The sequence below is a fragment of the Actinomadura roseirufa genome, assembly GCF_900659635.1.
In the GTDB taxonomy this organism is placed as follows: domain Bacteria; phylum Actinomycetota; class Actinomycetes; order Streptosporangiales; family Streptosporangiaceae; genus Spirillospora; species Spirillospora roseirufa.
The window spans coordinates 19,829-35,152 of sequence record NZ_CAACVB010000014.1 but is presented as its reverse complement, the minus strand read 5'-3'; the positions used below and the strand labels follow the sequence as shown (position 1 = coordinate 35,152).

General features: G+C 67.4%; 16 protein-coding genes and 1 other RNA gene. 8 read left to right on the top strand and 9 right to left on the bottom strand.

What is annotated here, in order from left to right; genetic code table 11:
- Positions 1-187 precede the first annotated feature (187 nt).
- The gene (locus tag E1291_RS05135) at positions 188-1,651 is read left to right on the top strand and encodes a CLIPPER-2 domain-containing protein (protein ID WP_131736391.1); all 1,464 of its coding nucleotides are present in this window, start codon (positions 188-190) and stop codon (positions 1,649-1,651) included.
- 395 nt (positions 1,652-2,046) lie between these two features.
- Here E1291_RS05135 and E1291_RS05130 read toward each other — a convergent pair whose 3' ends face one another.
- The gene (locus E1291_RS05130) at positions 2,047-2,574 is read right to left on the bottom strand and encodes a SigE family RNA polymerase sigma factor (protein WP_131736389.1); all 528 of its coding nucleotides are present in this window, start codon (positions 2,572-2,574) and stop codon (positions 2,047-2,049) included.
- 212 nt (positions 2,575-2,786) lie between these two features.
- Here E1291_RS05130 and E1291_RS05125 point away from each other — a divergent pair, with 212 nt between their 5' ends.
- The 5 genes from E1291_RS05125 to E1291_RS05105 all read left to right on the top strand — a co-directional run bounded on the left by E1291_RS05125 (position 2,787) and on the right by E1291_RS05105 (position 5,162).
- A complete protein-coding gene (locus tag E1291_RS05125; protein WP_165494968.1) occupies positions 2,787-3,458 on the top strand; it encodes an RICIN domain-containing protein in 672 nt (223 codons plus the stop codon).
- Positions 3,459-3,549: 91 nt separating this feature from the next.
- On the top strand, positions 3,550-4,305 hold the full coding sequence (locus tag E1291_RS05120) for a protein kinase family protein (protein WP_131736385.1): 756 nt from the start codon (positions 3,550-3,552) through the stop codon (positions 4,303-4,305).
- Between the two features lie 56 nt (positions 4,306-4,361).
- Complete coding sequence (locus E1291_RS05115; RefSeq protein WP_131736383.1) at positions 4,362-4,601, top strand: hypothetical protein; 240 nt, start codon at positions 4,362-4,364, stop codon at positions 4,599-4,601.
- A gap of 100 nt (positions 4,602-4,701) precedes the next feature.
- The gene (locus E1291_RS05110; protein WP_131736381.1) at positions 4,702-4,968 is read left to right on the top strand and encodes a hypothetical protein; all 267 of its coding nucleotides are present in this window, start codon (positions 4,702-4,704) and stop codon (positions 4,966-4,968) included.
- On the top strand, positions 4,965-5,162 hold the full coding sequence (locus tag E1291_RS05105; protein ID WP_131736379.1) for a hypothetical protein: 198 nt from the start codon (positions 4,965-4,967) through the stop codon (positions 5,160-5,162). The genes E1291_RS05110 and E1291_RS05105 overlap by 4 nt, the downstream gene beginning before the upstream one ends.
- Before the next feature lie 507 nt (positions 5,163-5,669).
- On the opposite strand, the gene E1291_RS44520 is transcribed toward E1291_RS05105, so the two are convergent.
- From E1291_RS44520 to ftsE, 6 genes are all read right to left on the bottom strand, one after another.
- Positions 5,670-5,804: a hypothetical protein gene (locus tag E1291_RS44520; protein ID WP_278045230.1), complete on the bottom strand. Its 135-nt coding sequence runs from the start codon at positions 5,802-5,804 to the stop codon at positions 5,670-5,672.
- Positions 5,805-5,864: 60 nt separating this feature from the next.
- Positions 5,865-6,237: a transfer-messenger RNA gene (gene ssrA / locus E1291_RS05100) on the bottom strand.
- Between the two features lie 309 nt (positions 6,238-6,546).
- On the bottom strand, positions 6,547-8,448 hold the full coding sequence (locus E1291_RS05095) for a penicillin-binding transpeptidase domain-containing protein (protein ID WP_131736377.1): 1,902 nt from the start codon (positions 8,446-8,448) through the stop codon (positions 6,547-6,549).
- Between the two features lie 75 nt (positions 8,449-8,523).
- Positions 8,524-8,997, bottom strand: coding sequence for an SsrA-binding protein SmpB (gene smpB, locus E1291_RS05090; protein WP_131736375.1), 474 nt, complete (start codon positions 8,995-8,997; stop codon positions 8,524-8,526).
- Positions 8,998-9,118: 121 nt separating this feature from the next.
- A complete protein-coding gene (ftsX, locus tag E1291_RS05085; protein ID WP_131736374.1) occupies positions 9,119-10,024 on the bottom strand; it encodes a permease-like cell division protein FtsX in 906 nt (301 codons plus the stop codon).
- A 180-nt stretch (positions 10,025-10,204) separates the two neighbouring features.
- Positions 10,205-10,894 (bottom strand): cell division ATP-binding protein FtsE, encoded by a 690-nt coding sequence (ftsE, locus tag E1291_RS05080; RefSeq protein WP_067453578.1) that lies wholly within the window; start codon positions 10,892-10,894, stop codon positions 10,205-10,207.
- 559 nt (positions 10,895-11,453) lie between these two features.
- Here ftsE and E1291_RS05075 point away from each other — a divergent pair.
- Positions 11,454-11,594, top strand: a complete 141-nt coding sequence (locus tag E1291_RS05075; RefSeq protein ID WP_242613956.1) for a hypothetical protein — start codon at positions 11,454-11,456, stop codon at positions 11,592-11,594.
- A 38-nt stretch (positions 11,595-11,632) separates the two neighbouring features.
- Here E1291_RS05075 and E1291_RS05070 read toward each other — a convergent pair whose 3' ends face one another.
- Positions 11,633-12,685 (bottom strand): DUF8094 domain-containing protein, encoded by a 1,053-nt coding sequence (locus E1291_RS05070; protein ID WP_131736370.1) that lies wholly within the window; start codon positions 12,683-12,685, stop codon positions 11,633-11,635.
- 128 nt (positions 12,686-12,813) lie between these two features.
- Between E1291_RS05070 and prfB the strand changes: the two genes are divergently transcribed.
- On the top strand, positions 12,814-13,923 hold the full coding sequence (gene prfB / locus E1291_RS05065) for a peptide chain release factor 2 (RefSeq protein WP_131736368.1): 1,110 nt from the start codon (positions 12,814-12,816) through the stop codon (positions 13,921-13,923).
- Between the two features lie 229 nt (positions 13,924-14,152).
- Here prfB and E1291_RS05060 read toward each other — a convergent pair whose 3' ends face one another.
- Complete coding sequence (locus E1291_RS05060; protein WP_131736366.1) at positions 14,153-15,130, bottom strand: DUF8094 domain-containing protein; 978 nt, start codon at positions 15,128-15,130, stop codon at positions 14,153-14,155.
- Positions 15,131-15,324 lie beyond the last annotated feature (194 nt).

The following is a 15,324-nucleotide window of genomic DNA, read 5'->3' as shown; positions in this document are numbered from 1 at the left end:
TACGGGTTAGGTCTTATTACCCGCAATAGTGGTGATTTGACCGATCCATGAGGGGATCGCCGCTCAGTCCATCCTTCCGGTCGCATTGCGCCATGATCAGGAAAATTCGGGCAACCGTCCACGATAGTCCTGATATATGAGCCGTGGGGGTTTCTTCTCCCGCAATTCGAATTGGGGGGTCAATGCTATGAGACGAAGAATATCCCGTGTCCTCGCGGGAGCGGCGGCGGTCGGCGCGGCCGCGACGCTGGCGGCGTCGGCCGGGGTGGCGCCCGCCGGGCCGTCGTCCGCGGCCGAGAGGCGGCAGGGCTCGGATCTGGTCAACGAGACGTTCACGAGAGCGACCGCGGACCCGCGCTTCATCGGGTACGGGTCGGCCTGCCTGACGGGCGCGCCGCGCGGACCGGTACCGGGCGACGGCGAGCACCCGCTGGGAGGCTGCCGCGAGGACCCGGTCGGCCCGGTGCCGCCCGGCAACGGCGCACCGCACGGATATCTCCAGCTCACGGACGCGCACAACGACCAGTCCGGTGCCGTCCTGTTCGACTCGCCGATCCCGGCGACCGACGGACTGGACGTCACCTTCGAGCAATGGCAGTACGGCAACACCTCACAGGTCCCGGCGGACGGAATCTCGTTCTTCCTCACCGAAGGCACGGCGCGGCTCACCCGGCCCGGCGCTTTCGGCGGGAGCCTCGGCTACGCCCAGAAACTGCCGGACGACGACCCGAACGCCCAGATCATCCCGGGCGTCAACGGCGGGTATCTCGGCATCGGTCTCGACGTCCTCGGGAACTACTTCGGAGACTGGGAGCATCGCGGAAACGGCTGCGCCCAGCGTTCGCCCGCCGGGACGACCTTCCATGTTCCCGCGCCCGGTCCGAACATGGTCACCGTCCGAGGGCCCGGCAACGGCACCGAAGGGTACTGCTGGCTCGACGCCACGACCAGCAACAAGACCACCAGCGGTCCTTGGCCCTCCACTTTGCCCGGACGGCTTCAGGGCGACCTGAGCGCACTGCCGCCGAACGTCACGCCGGAGCAGGCGGAAGCCCTGCTGGAGCCGGTGAAACGAACCGTCCACGTCGTGGTGTCGCCCGCGCCGAACCCGGTGGTCACCGTCGACATCGACTTCCAGGACGGGAAGGGCTTCCAGCGGGTACTGAGCTTCCCCGCCCCCGAGCCCGTTCCGAGCACCTACAAATTCGGGTTCGCCGCGTCCACCGGCCTGTTCACCGATGTGCACCTCATCCGCCGCGTCGTCCTGAAGTCCGAACGTCCGCTGGGTTCGCTGCACCTCACCAAGGAGTTCGCCGGCTGGGGTGAGCCCGGTAAGCGCTGGAACGTCATCAGGTACAGGTTCATCGTCACCAACACGGGCGAGGAGCCGCTGAACACCATCACCATCAAGGACGACCTCGCCGAGGGGCTGACCTGCCCGGTCACCACCCTGGCGCCGGGCGAATCGGTGACCTGCACGGGCTCGCACACCGTCACCGAAGCCGACAGAGAACGCGGTTTCGTCAAGAACACCGCGACGGCGACCGGCGCCAGAGAGGACGACCACACGACCGTCACCTCCAACGAATCCAACCTGACCGTAGAGGTGAACGAGAAGACCAAGCCGAAGCACCACCCGACGAAGCCGTAGGCCGATCGATCCGCGATCACGTTCGGACCGGATGGCGCGACCCACCGCGCCGATGGGCCCTGCGCGTCCGACATCCAACGCCACGTGACACCTGGGATCAGCCGGTTCCGCACCCCGCGCGGAACCGGCTGACCGCGCTCGAACCGGACAGGCGATATCACCGAGGGAAACCCGCACCCAGTGGGCGCCCAGTCCACCAAGTAGCCGCTCCGTCGCCTTGAGCAGGGTGCCGTCCGTGGCCGTGACCGCGGACGTGCGTCCTTGGCGGCACGGACATCACCCGCCGGACGATCCGAGGCGCGCCGGCGGCCCTGCCCGCACACGCACTCCCTCGAAGAGGAGGCACCCGCGAGTTGGCGGTGACCGTCCTCCCGACATGGCTCCGCATGGTCGAATCAGCCTTCGGTCCTACCGTCGCCTTGGAAGTGCCGCTCCGTCCGCAGAAGCGCCCGGAGAGCCACAAGGCCCCGGCTGGTCTGGCTCCGGACGGTAGATGTCGAGCACCCGAGAACATCGGCGGCTTCGCCGACTGTGAGATCTTCCAAGTAACGCAGGACGATGACCGCTCTTTGCCGGGCGCCGAGCAACGAGAGCGCATCGAGAAGAAGCAGCCGGTCTTCGAGTTGCCGGTGGTCATCGGCGACGGAAGGCGCTTCCGGGGTGGTGTCCAAGGGAACCTCCCGACGCCACCTGACCCGCCTGCGCTCGCTGATGAAGGTGTGCACCATCACCGTACGCGTATAGCCTCCCAGCCCCTTCTCATGGTTCAGATGAGGCCACTGGAGTAAGAGCTTCATCAGGGTCTTCTGGGTCAGGTCATCTGCCTCGAACCAGTCTCCGCAGAGCAGGAAGGCTCTGCGGTGCATCTCTGTCCGGGCCTTCTCCACATACTCGATGAAGCCACTGCCGTGCTTTGAGACCACGGGGCACCTCCACTGGCGTCATAAAGGATCTTGGTTCGAGGTGCAGCGCAACGACCGCGGCGCCGCGTGTATATGGAAGAGACAAGTGATGGCCGAAAGGGGGTGATGGCAACCTACTGACGCGACACGGTGGGCGACCATCGTGGAGAACACTTACTTGATCGATCTCACCGAGACGGATGGCCGGAGAACCTCACGCCCTGATACGGGGAGTGTCCAATCGGGCGCAGGTGGCCCTTCCGTCCGGCCGCACCGAAATCTGGCACGAAGTGAGCGGGGAACAGATCATGCGATCAAACAAGATGCTGACGTCGGCGATCGCCGCGGCAATCCTCGGCGCCGCACTGTGCGGGGTCTCCGGAACCGGAACGGCGATGGCGGACGCCCGTCCGGTCTCATCGGCCAAGCCGCCTTCCGGCACGACCGGACCGGCGAAGATGATCCCCTACTACTGGCTGGTGAACGGCTATTCCGGGATCTGCGCCGAGGTTCCCGGATGGAGCACCAAGAACGGCGTCGCCCTGGACCAGTGGGCCTGCAGCTACCAGAAGAACGAGTACTGGTACCTCAGCAGAACCCATCGGAGCGGCTTCATTCATCTCGTCAACCTGAACAGCGGTCGCTGCATGAACGTGGAGCACAACTCGCTCAAGAAGGGCGCACGGATCGTTCAGTGGTCGTGCAACGAAAAGGCGAACAGCCTCTGGCGACTCAGGAATCTCGGCCACGGCCACTACCAGATCTACAGCGTCCACAGCCTCCAGAATGGAAGGCCGATGTGCCTGGACATCGCCCAGCAGAGCAGGCGAAACGGCGTGAAGCTCGTTCAATGGACCTGCAACAATCATGGCAGCCAACGCTGGTGGGCAAGAGTGGTGAAATAGGCGGAGGCCAGGTTCAGGACTCCCTGAGATCCAGCGTTTCGCCACTCGTCAAGATACGATAACGAGACGTGACCGGACGAGGGGAGGCAGCATGCCCGACGTTCCGCGTTTGCCTCCTGGACTGCGGACCCTGGGACCATATGCACTGACCAAGGTGCTCAGGATCGAGGACGGGATCTTCCACTTCCTGTCCCAGGGGCCGCACGGGAACCATGTAGTGGTGAAGTTCCTCCCCGCTGACCGTTCGAAGCGAGGGCACTGGGAGACCCATCCTCTTGAGGCGGAGACAAGAGTCGCCCGGCACGCCTCACCGATCATCGCGGGGAGTGTACTCGACTATGCCGAAACAAGCACGGGACCTTATTCAGTAGTCGAGTTCATCGAAGGCGACACACTTCAACGTTTCATTTCCAACCACGGCCCACTAGACCGCTTCGCCGTCCGCCGCCTCGCGATGGGATTGGCCACTCTCCTCGTCGCGGCACATCACGCGAACATCGCGCTGCGCGCCCTCGACCCCAACAGGATTCTCCTGAGTCCGGACGGACCACGACTGACCGGGTTCACCGGCTCCGCAATCCTCGACGGGTCGCTGGACGACCGGGCCAGAGACATGGAGTTCACGAACGACCTGATTTCGTGGGCAAACCTAGTACTGTACGCCGGCACGGGGCTAAGGTCACATGACCACACAAACGCTTCGGATATCCCCATACCCGGAGACTTCGATCCCGACCTTCTCACGATCATAGAGTCAGTACTGCAGAACAATCCAGGCGAAGGCACGACCGCAGAACAACTGCTGGACTGCCTCATTGATCTACCACCATCTCTTGAAGAAGAGTGAAGCACCCCCGTTGAGGCAGGGCATCTCGACAACACACAGAACGCCCCTCTGACCTCATGCTCGAAGAACGGGGGCCGACCGGCGAAAGACAAAGGGCAGAAGCCGGCGGTGGCCCCCTGCTCGCCCAAGACCGCAATGGCCACGGCGGCGATCCAATCCACATCACCGCATGCGGCAAGCGCAAGCGGACCGTGATCCACCCGAAGGCACCGAGCCACCGCGACGCCATACCGCGCCTCGCGGACACGATCACGCGCAGGCGGTGCCACGACAACGGAGGCCACCTGTGGTTCTGACCGAGCTGGAACGAGCCGATCATCGAGGCGAACCACATCGGCGACGCGGCCCTGACGGTCGCGACGACGCTTCGCGCGCCGACCTCCGAGGGCTGTGGCGGTGAGTGAGCTCGAGCTTGCACGCGGGGGGACGGGTAAGGCGGCAGAGCCCCCTCGTCCGTCTCACCCGGGCGCCTCGACGTCGAAGGCCGCCGGCGGCGTCTACTTCCTCGTCGCCCCACAGACTCGCGACATGCTCGGCATGCTCGTCGATCTCGGCGGCGGATGGTGGCGCTGCCGGACGCCGCGTGGTGACGCCCGCGAGGTGTTCGTCCCGCCATGGGTGGACGAGCCGTGGCGGAACACGGCCGAACGGGTGGCGGCATGAGCGACGTCTTCGAGCGCCTCGACGAGCTGTCCGCGCTGATCGAACAGCGCTTCCCGCACATCGCGCCGATCCATCCATCCGGTGGGTCGGGGATCCTCTGCCTGCTGCGGCGTGGCGAGGGGTCGCTGTACGTCCTCTGGGACGCCGAGAAGGGCGAATACGCCTGGTACGGCGCGGTCTCGGGTCTTACCTAGGCCCGGACGCGCCGTCCGCCGCCGAGGCCATCGGCTAGGAGACCGCCCCTTGAACGCCGCGGCCCCGGGAGTCCGGCGCGGGGCGCCGGGGATGCGGTTCCCCACCACCAGGATTTCGGTCGAAGACGCGCGCCCGAGGTCCCGGGCCCAGTATCCAGTCCGCCGGAAGGCGTGAAAGGCTACTGTTAAACCACCCCCTGCAAGGGTTCGTAACCCGGCGGCGTACTGGTCGCTCCAGAAGTGGTCCGCATCCCCTGCGAGGGCTCGCAACTCCAGCGATGTGGCCAGGGGCTTTTCAACCAGGAGTCCTCATCGTCCCTAAGAGGGTTCGCGACAACACTTCGATGCCAGCGTTGTAGATGCTGCGCTTGGCGTGTCCTCATCGCCCTAATGAGGGTTCGCAACAGGTCGTAACCCTGGGTTTCCGTCTTTATGTCCTGCCCCTACAAGGGTTCAGAGCAGCACGAACGGGCCCGTCCCCCGCGAAGATCGGCTGTTGCTCACACGTCAGAACGTGTAGTAGCTCTTCCCGACGGCCTGCGTGGCCCAGTCGCTCATGCTTCGATGTCGGCGCAGGACGTGTGCATGGGGCGGAGCGTGGCGTCCGCCGAGGCCGGCGAAGCCCTCGGCCAGAGCCGTCATGAAGCAGGCACACAACGAGGAAGCCGCCGGCCAGATCGCTCTGGTCGGCGGCTTCCTGTGTCGTGGAGGTGGCGGGAATCGAACCCGCGTCCTTCGGTAATGAGTCAGGGCTTCTCCGGGTGCAGCCTGCTAGTCGCTTTCTCAGCCCCGGCGCTCACGCAGGCAAGTCGCCGACAGGCTCAGCCGCTGTTTGTTTTCCCTACACGCCCCGCGACCGGGCTTGCAGGTGGAGTCTCCTTACGATGCCAGACCCCGGGTCGGAGACGCTCCCGGGCTGACAGAGTTCGCTACTCGCCTCAGGCGGCGAGAGCGAACTCGGACTGCTTCTTGTTGGCAGTTGTGGTTTGCCGTCACAGGATTTACGAGGTCACGACGACCACCCTCGACCCGCTTCCCCTGGCTCGATCGACCGAAGTCGAAGCCGGTCACCCCCATGTTGACTTGTCAAAGCCGCCGTCCGAAGACGTCCGCACGACGACCGTACAAGGATAACGCCTCGGCGGGCAACGTGATTCCCCCTGGACAGCGTGAACCCCGGTGGGCGCGTGTTGAGCGCGCCCACCGGGGTCGACCGGCAGGGTCGGGCCGGTCCGGACGGCAGAGCCTCCCCCGAGACGAGGCTCTGGTCTCATCACGGCGACTGAGTCCCGCAACCCCCCAAGCGAAGGCTCAGTCACCTGGGAAGACGCCCGGAGAAGCGTGCGGGGTTGAGTCCGGGGCGTAAAGACCTGTCAAAGCCCGCTTAGCGAGGGTTCTGCTTCGTGGTAGTGGCGACGGGCGGGGTGCGGCTGAGGAACGTCCTGGCGACGCGGGAGGCGTAGACCTTGCCCTCGATGGCCACCGCGAAGGCGAGGTCGCCCCGGGAGCCGACGAACCACGACACGACCCGTTCCCGGTCCTTGTCCTTGTACGTCGGGACGGCGGCGATGCCGGTGACGTCGTTGGAGACGCGCGCGTCCTTGGCGAGGAGGGACCTCATCGACTGCGTCGTGAGGGCCCGCAGGCTCGAGATGGTCTCGCGCGGGAGGTTCTGCGCGGGCGGGGTGAGGGAGGGGTCGGTGAGGCCCTTGAGGACGTAGGGGGCCCTCCACGTGCCGTACCGGGCGGCGCCGGCCACCATCGCCATGGCGAGGGGACTCACCCGGACCCCGCCCTCGCCGACCATGATCGCGGCCTTCTCCGCGTCGTTGGCGGGCTTGGGGATCGAGCCGGTGAAGGCGGGAACCGACAGCCCCCAGTCCTTGCCCAGACCCAGCCCCGCCGCCTCCGTCATCAGGGTCGGCACGTCCAGCTTGCCGCTGAGCTGCGCGAAGGTCGTCTGACAGGCGAAGCCGAAGTGCGTGGCGAAGTTCCCTTCGGCGCGGGCCTTGCTGGTGAAGGTCCGGCCGCCGACGGTGATCGTGCCGGGGCACGTGGTCGGGCTGGCCTGGTTGAGCCCGGCCTTGGAGATCAGTGCCTCGGCGGACACGATCCCGAACGTCATCCCGGGGGGGTACTCGGCCTCGAAGGCCAGGTTCTTGCCGCCCGTCCCGTGGTTGGCCACCGCGATCACCTCGCCGGTGCTGGGCCGCACCGCCACGAGGGACGCCGGCACGGTCAGCCCGGCGAGCGCCTTGTCCGCCCGGACCTGGAAGGAGGCGTCGAGGGTGGTGTCGACCTCCTGCGGCTGCTGCCCCTCCCAGCCGGCCAGCTCCTGGGAGACGCGCCCGGCGGGGTCCTGCGCCACGACCTTCACGGTCGGCGTCCCGGCCAGGCGGCGCTGCTGCAGGAGCTGGATGCCGTTGACGCCGATGGTGTCGCCCGGCTGGTAGGGGGCGCCGACCTGCTGAAGCCGGTCGGCGGTGGCGGGGCCGAGACCGCCGACCAGCTCCGGCGCGGCCTTCGGCTGGATGGGAACCCTGGGCAGCTTCATGAACTTCAGGCCCGGGACCTGGTTCAGCCGGGTGAGCAACGCCTGGTGCTCGCCGGCCTCCAGGGTCATCAGTGGCAGGAACTCCTGGGGCGGCGCCGAGCGGACGCGTCCGAGCAGCCGCTCGGTGTCGAGCCGCTGGCCGATGCCGAGCTTGACCTGCTTGGCCAGCCCGTCCAGCGTGCGCTGGGTGTCGGCGAGGTGCCCGGGGTACACGCCCACCGCGTAGACGCTCACCTCGCGCAGCAGCGAGCGGCCGGCGCCGTCCTTGATCAGGGCGCGCGGCGGCACCGTGGTCTTCACCGCGAGCCGCTGTCCCGGCTTCAACGCCGGGTTGATGATCGAGGGGTCCCAGACGACCTTCCACTTGCCGCCCTCGCGGCGCAGGCGCATGGAGCCCTTGTAGGTCCAGGGCTGGCCGTTCTCACCGAGGTCGACCTTCACCGAGAAGCTCGCCGTCGCGTCGTCGCCGGTCTTGCGGATCGCCTTGACCTTGGTGTCCCCCTCGGTGGGGACGCCGAGCGCGAGCCGCAGCGACGCCGCGTCCAGCTGGGCGCGGACCTGGCCGAGCGCGGACTCGACCTGCTTGCGGTCGGCGCCGACGGTCTTCTTCGCCGCCGCCGGATAGTTGCCGACCTGCCAGGCGATCAGGAAGTCACGGACGGCGGGCATCGCCGACGGCTCGGCCCAGCATCCCGTCGTCAGGGACGCGACGAGCGCACCGCAGGTCGCCACCGAGACCACCCGTCGCGACGCTGTACGGGACCCGCGCGGGGCCCGCCTCCGACCTCGGTTGGTCATCGACACCCTTCACCGTCTCCTGAACCGGGCCGCCGCCGCCTTCTGCATTTCACGGTCGGCTTCCCGCTTGGCGATGGCCTGGCGCTTGTCGTAGGACTTCTTACCACGGGCCAAGCCGATCTCTATTTTGGCCTTGCCGTCCTTGAAGTACAGCGACAGGGGTACCAGCGTCCAACCCGGTTCAGATGACTTCGCGATGATTTTCTGTATCTCGCGTCTGTGCAGCAGCAGCTTGCGCCGCCGCCTGGGGGCGTGGTTCGTCCAGGTGCCCTGCGTGTACTCGGGGATGTGGACGTGTTCCAGCCACACCTCACCGTCCATCACGTGGGCGTACCCGTCGACGAGCGAGGCGCGCCCGGCACGCAGCGCCTTCACCTCGGTGCCCATGAGCACCATGCCCGCTTCCCAGGTGTCGTCGATGTGGTAGTCGTAGCGGGCACGCTTGTTCTGGGCGATGAGCTTGCGCCCTGTGTCGCGTGGCACGTTGATCAGCCTCGGTCCTTGTCCGGCGTCGTCGCGAGCGGGCCGCGCGGCCCCGGCTCCCTTCCCGTCCGTCTGTGATCCTACGATCAGACGCGCCGGTGGTCGCGCGGGTTTCCTCCCGTCAGATCTTGAGATATCTGCGCAGGGTGAGGAACGAGGCGATCGCGCACAGCAGCACGCCGAAGCAGATGGACACGACGATGACCGCGATCACCGTGCTCCAGCCCAGCCGGCTGACGAGCTGCACGTCGCCCGCCAGGCGGTCGACGAGGAACATCTTGCTGAACACCAGCAGCACCGAGGCGAACAGGCCGCCGATCAGGCCCGCGATGGCGCCCTCCAAGATGAAGGGCATCTGGATATAGGTGTTGGACGCGCCGACCAGCCGCATGATGCCCGTCTCCCGGCGCCTGTTGAACGCCGACAGCCGGACGGTGTTGCCGACCAGCAGCACCGCGGCCACCACCTGGATCAGGGCGATGAGCAGCGCGGCGACCTGCAGTCCGTTGAGGATCCGGAAGAACTTCTTCAGGATCTCCTGCTCGTTGATGACCGTGTCGACGCCCTTGTGGCCGAGCACCGCCTGGGAGACCGTCTTGTACTCCTCCGGGTTCTTCAGCTTCACCCGGAAGGAGGGGGGGATGTCGTCCTGGCGGGTGCTCTCCACGAACCCGGGCGAACCGGAGAAGCGCTCCTTGAAGCGGGCGTACGCCTGCTGCTGGGTCTCGTACTGGACGTTCGCGACCTGCGGCATCTTCTTCAGCATCTCGCCGAGCGCGTCCCGGTCCTGCGGGGTCACGTCCTGCTTCTGGCAGCTGTTGTTGGAGCTCGTCTTGGCGCACAGGAAGATCGAGACCTCGATCTTGTCGTACCAGTAGCTCTTGGAGGAGTCCACCTGGCTGCGCAGGAGCAGGCCGGTGCCGAAGAGCGCCATGGCGATGGCGACGGTGATGACGAGAGAGATCGTCATCGTCAGGTTCCGGCGGAGACCGATCCAGATCTCCTGGAGAACGAACTGTGCGCGCATGCCTCGCTGTCCTTGATCGCCTGTGTCCCGCCGGAAGCGTGGGCGCCGCGCCGGACGCGCGGGCCCTGTGCGGGCGTACGCCTGTGGTGTCACGTCTGGGGTGTCGTACGCCCCGGCAAGAATCGATGGTTCAGATGGAAGTGCTGCGGAGGGGCCCGGGAGCGACGCCCGGGATCATGGTCAGTAGGCCTGGCCGTACACGCCGCGCGACTGGTCGCGGACGACCCGGCCGTCCTCCAGCTCGACGACGCGCTTACGGAACGCGTCGACGATCGCGGCGTCGTGGGTGGCCATGACGACGGTGGTGCCGGTCCGGTTGATGCGGTCCAGCACCTTCATGATGCCGATGGAGGTGGCGGGGTCGATGTTGCCCGTCGGCTCGTCGGCGAGCAGGATCATCGGCCGGTTGACGAACGCCCGCGCGATGGCGACGCGCTGCTGCTCGCCGCCGGACAGCTCGTCCGGCATCCGGTGGGCCTTGCCCTCCAGGCCGACGAGGTCGATGACCTCGGGCACGACCTTGCCGATGAACCGCCGCGGCTTGCCGATCACCTCGAGGGCGAAGGCGACGTTCTCGAAGACGTTCTTGTTGGGGAGCAGCCGGAAGTCCTGGAAGACGCAGCCGATCCTGCGGCGCAGGTGCGGCACCTTCCAGTTGCTCAGCCTGCTCAGGTCCTTGCCCGCCACGTGCACGTGACCCTGGGAAGGACGCTCCTCCTTGAGGACGAGGCGCAGGAAGGTCGACTTACCGGAGCCGGAGGGACCCACCAGGAACAGGAACTCGCCCTTCTCGATGGCGACGTTCACATGCTGCAGGGCGGGCCGGTTCTGGCTCGGGTAGACCTTGGTGACGTTGTCGAAATGGATCACGGCTGCATCACGGCGGTTCAGTCTAGGGGTTGGGGAGCGGCCCGGCTCGCGACCACGGAAGGATCCGTCGTCTTCGGCCTGCGCCGCCCGGCTTCGCGGCCTGGTGGACCGTGGAGCCTCCGAGCAGTGTAGAGGGGACAGTCAACTACCTCGTCCCGCTCCGTGTAGGGGGAACGGCCGGGACGCACCGCTCCGTACGGCGTGTCGTCCATGGACGACGCGCCGACCGAGAGACCGCCGGTAGTCGCGGCCCGTGAAGACGGGCCGGCCGAGGGGGAGGAGATGGCGTGGGCAGCACGATCAGGGGTGTTGTGCTGTCCGTTCAGTGCCATGCAACCGTCTCCCGACGTCCGGCCGTTTCATGCCGTCGAGCTCCCGGACTTGCCGGAACGACCATACAGTCCGGCTACGCTGGATGATGGTGAAAGATACCTAATAGGTCGGCGATCGACGTTCTCACCAGGACGACTCACCGCACGGACCCACGTGCCGTTCACGGAGATTGGGGCCACACGACATGAGCTGCGAACACTTGATCTGCGCTCGATGCTCGAACCCGGTGATCGAGGGACGCTGCCCGACCTGCCGGATCGCCCGCTCGGAGCTGCACCGCCACGGCCCGTCCATACCGCCGGCGCTCGTCCTGGCCGCCCTGGTGGCCCTGCTGTTCGTCGCCCTCGTCCTGCAGAGGGTCTACTAGGAGGGCGGATCGCTTCGCGATCTTCCCGGGCTCGGTGGTCAGGGCCTCTTGAGGGGTGGGGTCGCGGCCTTGGCCACCGCCCCGTCGTCCGCGATTATCACGGCCTTGGGCTGCTTGCCCTGCTTGGCCCGCGGCGGATCGTAGGCGGCGAAGTGCAGCATCGACATCGTGTCGACCTCGTTGCCCTCGACGGTGCCGTCCAGCAGGTGCTCCGCCTCCGATGGGATCTCCGGCTTGGGAGTCTGCGGATCCTTGGCGACCAGTGACGTGTTGCGGAACAGGGAGTAGATCACCAGGCCGCCGCCATGGTCGGTGCGCATCGCGAAGTAGGGGTAGGGCGTCGCCGTGTACACGACCTGGAGGATCAGGTGTTTGTCCCTGGCCTTCCTCTTGGCGCGTCTTGCCTCCTGGTAGTAGCCAGTGGTCACGGGGCCGGACCCCATGACCTTGGCGGCGACGCTGCCCTCGCCTTCGGCGGCGATGGTCGCCTGGATGCCTCCCACGTCCCTGGGCCGGATCAGAATCGACCTCTCGCCCGCACCGAGCCCGGTCACATAACCCTCAGGGTCGATCAGGACCTTCGGCTCCTTGGCCTTGGGCGCCAGCAGGGTGGTGAGGGTGACGTGCCAGCGGTCCGACGGACTGCGCAACATGAACGCCATCAGCGCCGTACGCTGGCTCTTCTCCTTCCCCTGGACGCTCCGTGACACCGAGGCCACGAACCATTGGGGAAATCTGTCCGGTTCGATTTTCGGCACGTACAGCTTGGGCTTGCCATAGGAGAAGCGGCGCACAGGGTCACCGTCGAAGGCCGCCTTGCGGAACTCGGCCGCGGTCAGGAGCGCCTGCCCATCGGACGTCCAGGCCAGGGCGAGCCTCTCGTCACCCGCGGCCCTGGCCACGTCCTCGTCCGTCACGTAGGTGGCGAACGCCTTCTCCGCGACCTGCGGGGTGAGCGGGATCGGTTCCGGCGGGGACGTCGTCGGCATGCCCGAAGGCCTCGCCTCCGGCTTGCTCTCGGCGCAGCCCGCGACCGTGAGCGGCGGCACGAGCAGCACCAGGGCCGCGACCGCGCCAGAGATCCTCCGCACTGGCCCTCCCCCGGGCACATGACGATCAGGCCGACCGCCGACGATCGACCTCCCAGATCCGTGATTCTGCCATCCGCGGCCTGTCGGCCGGACGCTCGGGCACTCCGGGACGGCGATAAGCTCGAACCGTGGCAGGTATCGAACCCGAAGAGCAGCTCAAGGAGCTCGGCTCGGCGCTCACCGGCATCGAGCAGGTGCTGGACCTCGACGGCATGCGGCGCGACATCGCCGAGTTGCGGGAGCAGTCGGCCGACCCTGACCTGTGGAACGACCAGGAGCGCGCCCAGACGGTGACGCGCCGCCTGTCGTACCTGGAGAGCGAGCTGGGGCGGGTCGAGGGCCTGCGCCAGCGGCACGACGACGTCGCCACCCTGTACGAGCTGGCCCGGGAGATGGACGACGCCGACACGCTCGCGGAGGCCGACGAGGAGCTGGCCTCGCTGCACAAGGCCGTCCAGCGGCTCGAGGTCCGCACGCTCATGGCGGGCGAGTACGACGCCCGCGAGGCGCTGGTGACCATCAACGCGCAGGCCGGAGGCGTCGACGCCGCCGACTGGGCCGAGCAGCTCCAGCGGATGTACCTGCGCTGGGCCGAGCGCCACGGCTACCCCACGGAGGTCTACGAGACCTCCTACGCCGAAGAGGCGGGGATCAAGTCCACCACCTTCACCGTGAAGGCCCCCTACGCCTATGGGACTCTGCGCGGCGAGCACGGCACCCACCGGCTCGTCCGGATCTCCCCGTTCGACAACCAGGGCCGCCGGCAGACGTCGTTCGCCGGGCTGGACGTGGTGCCGGTCGTGGAGCAGAGCGACCACGTCGACATCGACGAGACCGAGCTCCGCATTGACGTGTACCGGTCGTCCGGGCCGGGCGGCCAGGGCGTCAACACGACCGACTCCGCCGTGCGCATCACCCACATCCCCACCGGCATCGTCGTGTCCTGCCAGAACGAGCGCAGCCAGCTCCAGAACAAGGCCACGGCCATGAACGTGCTGCAGGCCAAGCTGCTGGAGCGCAAGCGGCAGGAGGAGGCGGACAAGATGTCCGCCCTGCGCGGCGAGGGCACCAGCAGCTGGGGCACGCAGATCCGCAACTACGTGCTGCACCCGTACCAGATCGTCAAGGACCTGCGCACCGGCATCGAGGCCGGCAACCCCGCCTCGGTGCTGGACGGCGAGATCGACGAGTTCATCGAGGCCGAGATCCGCTGGATGCGCCAGCAGGAGACCGCCTGACCCACTCTCGGCGGTCACCCGAGCGCCTTAGAAGGGTGGGCGGGCGGGTGACGGTGACCGAGGCGAACGACACGAGCTCGCCGGAAACGCTTCCCCTACGGGGCGTCAGGTCGTGGCGTGCCCTCGTCTTTGACCTCGCCTCATCTTTGAGGTGAAGACCCGTCGGATGCCGGTGCGGTCCCACTGCAGCGGTCAGAAGAGCGGAAACGCCCCGGCACCCGACGGAGCATCAGGAGCCGTACACGGAGACGGCCTTCCGGTACATGCCGGTGACCGTCGCCCGGCCCTTGGGCGGAACGGCGGCCAGGTACTGCACCAGGACGGTGGTGTCCAGGCGGTTCCTGGGGACCCTCGCACGGGCGAGCCCCACGAGGTCGCCGCTCACAGCGAGCGTGCCCCGCCTCACGCTGGAGTACGCCTCGTTCTGCTTAACGACATACCAGACAAGAGCCCCGCCCCCTTGGGTACGCAGCGCGTACACCGTGTACGGCGTCGCCGAGAACCGCGAGGACAGGGTGATTCCTCGCTTGGCCAAGGCCTGTTCCCCTTGGCGCAGGGCCTCATAGGTCTGGCTCGTCTTCGATCCTTCCGCGAACACTGAAGCGCCCTGCGCGTGCGGGCCGTCCGTCAGGAGCGCGGCGTGTGCGGCGGGGAGCCCACCCGGCGAGACAGCGAGATCCTTGGCGTCCGGCCTCACCGGCTCGGCGAACCCCGCCGAGTCCAGTTTCACCTTGCGCAGCGCCCCCTCCCCCGGATACGGGTCGGCCGCCAGCAGCCACGGGCCACCGGCCCTGGCCTGCGTGAACAGCAGAGCATGCCGTACCGGCTGCTCGCCCGACCCGGTGGTGGTGTCCACGGCGAACCAGTGCGGATAGCCGTGCATCCTCGGGATGTAGAAGACGGGCTCGGCGAACTCCAGCAGCGGCGGCCGTTGCCGGATGGCGCGGCGGAGGCGGAACGCCGCGGTGTCCATCGCCAGCTGTGGTTCTGCCTCGATACCCGCCAGAGCCCTGCGGTCGAGGCTGTGGCCCGCCTGGTTGGCACCCGCGGTGAACCCCGCCAGCACCTGCCGGGCCTGCTCCTTGCTCAGCGCGGGCGGGTCGGCGCCCGCACGGGAGCTTTCGTTGCACGCCGCCATGGCCGGAGCCATGGCGGCGGCGAGCAGGCAGATGGTCGTGCGCGAGGCGACGCGGATGTGCGCGGGCATGGAGGCCCCCCGAGTGGAGACGGTCGTCCGATCCACCGGGAATCATCGCAGAGTGACCGTACAGTCACTCGGTGAAGTCAGAATGTCGCGATGGCTCCCCTGCGGCGCCGACCCTCGTCGAGTTATCCACAGAACGTCGTTCTACTCCCGGCGCGCGGCGGCGGGGTCGAGCATGGGGGCATCGAACGGGAGGT